Origin of the sequence: Kitasatospora sp. NPDC093558, assembly GCF_040683475.1 — a bacterium.
GTDB lineage: Bacteria > Actinomycetota > Actinomycetes > Streptomycetales > Streptomycetaceae > Kitasatospora.
Genome location: NZ_JBFBDY010000736.1, coordinates 1 through 2,796, shown reverse-complemented (window position 1 = coordinate 2,796; position 2,796 = coordinate 1). Strand labels below are relative to the sequence as shown.

Sequence of the window (2,796 nt, the reverse complement as noted above, 5' to 3'; positions counted from 1 at the left end):
GGAGCGCCGACGGCACCCGGCGCAGCACCGAACTCGTCCTGCCGCCCGCCGCGTTCCCGCGCGGCGCCGAGGTCTCCGTCTCCCCCGCCGGTGCCCGGGTCGAGGTCGAGCAGCCCGCCGACGGGCGCGCGGGCACCGTCCGGATCCGGTTCCCGCACGCCCGCCCGGGCACCCCGGTGACCGTCACGCTCACGCCGAGGTGATCAGGCCAGCCCCCGGCGCGCCAGCAGCGGCCCGGTCTCCGGCGCGCGGCCGACCACCGCGCGGAACGAGTCCAGCGGGTCGCGGCTGAACCCGCGCGACAGCAGCTCCCGGCGGAACGTCTCGCCGCTCTCCCGCACCGTGCGGCCGTTCTCCGCGAACCACCGCACGGTGTCGGCGTCCAGCACCTCCGACCAGATGTACGCGTAGTACCCGGCGCTGTAGCCGCTCGAGAAGACGTGCTGGAAGTAGGCCGACCGGTAGCGCGGCGGGATCGCCGGCACCGCGATCCCGGCCGCCTCCAGCGCCCGCGCCTCGAACTCCTCGGCGTCGGCGATCTCCCGGCCCTGCGGCACGGTGTGCCAGGCCCAGTCCAGCAGCGTCGCCGCCAGGTACTCCACCGTCCGGAAGCCCTGGCCGAAGCCCTCGGCCGCGGCCATCCGCTCGACCAGCGCGGCCGGCAGCGGCTCGCCGGTCACGTGGTGGCGGGCGTAGTTGGCCAGCACCTCGGGCCGGACCATCCACATCTCGTTGACCTGGGACGGGAACTCGACGAAGTCCCGGGGCACGGCCGTGCCCGCGAACAGCGGGTAGCGCACGTCCGAGAACAGCCCGTGCAGCGCGTGCCCGAACTCGTGGAAGAGGACGCGCACCTCGTCCCAGGTCAGCAGTACCGGCTCGCCCGGCGCCGGCTTGGGGATGTTGAGGTTGTTGACCACGACCGCGCGCCGGCCGGTCAGTGCGGACTGCGACACCATCTCGTCCATCCACCCGCCGCCGCGCTTGGACGCGCGCGCGTGGAAGTCCCCGACGAACAGGCCCAGCCGGGTGCCGTCCTCCTCGGCCACCTCGAAGACCCGGGCGTCCGGGTGGTGGGCCGTCAGGTCCGGCCGCTCGGTGAAGCTCAGCCCGTACGCCAGCCCGGCGGCGAAGAACACCCCGTCGTGCAGCACCCGCTCCAGCTCGAAGTACGGGCGCAGCGCGGCGGCGTCGACGTCGTAGGACGCCTGCCGGACCTTCTCCGAGTAGTACGCCCAGTCGTGCGCGGCGATCTCCCCGATCCCGTCCGCCGCGGCCGCCTGCGCCAGCTCGGCGGCCTCCCGGCGGGCGATCGCCACCGCCGGCTCCACCAGGCGGGCCAGCAGGCCGTCCACCGCCCCGACCGAACCCGCGGTCTCGTCGGCCACCACGTACGCGGCGTGGGTCGGGTGGCCCAGCAGCCCGGCCCGCTCGGCGCGCAGCCCGGCCATCCGGATCGCGATCGGGCCGTTGACGTCCGCGGCCCGGCCGAGCGAGGCGGCGAGCAGGCGCTCGCGCACCGACCGGTCGGTCAGCAGCGCCAGTTCGGGCTGGCCGGAGGTGTTGCGCAGGCTCAGCACGTACTTGCCGTCGTGGCCCAGCACCCGGGCGTTCTCGGCGGCCGCGGCGATCGCGTCGGCGGACAGGCCGTCGAGCTCCTCGGCGGAGTCCAGGACCAGCGCGGCGGCCTTGGTGGCGGCGTTCACGTTCTGCTGGAACGTCGTGGCGAGGGCGGCGAGTTCGGCGTTCAGCTCGCGCAGCCGGTCCTGCTCGGCCGCGCCCAGCCGGGCGCCGGAGCGGACGAACGCGGTGTGCCGGCGCTCCAGCAGCCGCAGCGACTCCGGGTCCAGGGCCAGCTCGGCGCGGCGCCCGTACAGGTCCTCGACGCGGGCGAACAGGGCGCGGTCCAGGTGGATCGCGTCGTGGTGCGCGGCCAGCAGCGGGCTCACCTTGGCGTCCACCTCGTCGACGAGGTCATTGGTGTCGGAGGACACCTGGTTGCGGAAGACCGCGTCCACCCGGCGCAGCAGCTCGCCGGAACGCTCCAGGGCCACCAGCGTGTCGGCGAAGGTCGGCGGCTGCGGACCGGCCGTGATCGCGGCGATCTCGGCCAGCTGCTCGGCCATCCCGCGCTCGTAGGCGGGCAGGTAGTGCTCCTCCCGGATCTCGGCGAAGGGCGGCAGCTCAAAGTCGAGGGTGCTGCTCTTGAAGAACGGGTTATCGGTCATTTCACGGACCATACGCGGTGTCCCCCGCGCTGCCTACGCGTCCCTTCCCGCGTTGTCGTACCCACCCGCTACGGTCGACCCCGGACCCCCGCAGGTCCGCACACGCGTACCCGGACCCGCACACCAGCACCGCCCCCCAGCACACCACACCAGCACCGCCCCCAGCACACCGCCGCCAGTACACCGACACCCGCGAACCGCCCCGCGCGCCGAGAGGAGGAGCCCCCGTGCCCCCCAGAACCGCCCTGGTCCCCGACCCGCACGGCCCCGGCGGCCGGCTCCAGCCCCTCGACGACGCCGGCACCCCGCTCGGCCCGCCCGAGGCCGTCCCCGACCTCGCCGCCGCAGTCGCCGCCCGGGAGGCCGCCGGAGGCGACGGCCGGCCGGGGCCGCGCTGGGTCTGGGCCGCCGCCGACAGCGCCTACGCCCCGCTGCTGCCCCGGCTGCCCGACCGGCTCGGCCGCTGCCACGACCTGCGGCTCGTCGAGGCCCTCCTGCTCGCCCACGAGGGCCGCTTCGGCGCGCCCCGCTCGCTCGGCGCCGCCTGGGCCCGGCTGCACGGCCTGCC

At 75.6% G+C, this 2,796-nt stretch carries 1 protein-coding gene and 2 pseudogenes; 2 read left to right on the top strand and 1 reads right to left on the bottom strand.

Annotated features, from left to right (window positions below; all coding sequences use genetic code 11):
• Nucleotides 1-203 (top strand): annotated as a pseudogene (locus AB0O00_RS34495) (hypothetical protein); the annotation flags it as partial.
• Here AB0O00_RS34495 and AB0O00_RS34490 read toward each other — a convergent pair.
• Entirely contained in the window at nt 204-2,228 is a 2,025-nt protein-coding gene (locus AB0O00_RS34490; protein WP_363658582.1) for a M3 family metallopeptidase, read from the bottom strand.
• Nucleotides 2,229-2,455: 227 nt separating this feature from the next.
• On the opposite strand from AB0O00_RS34490, the pseudogene AB0O00_RS34485 reads away from it, so the two are divergent.
• Nucleotides 2,456-2,796 (top strand): annotated as a pseudogene (locus AB0O00_RS34485) (bifunctional 3'-5' exonuclease/DNA polymerase); the annotation flags it as partial.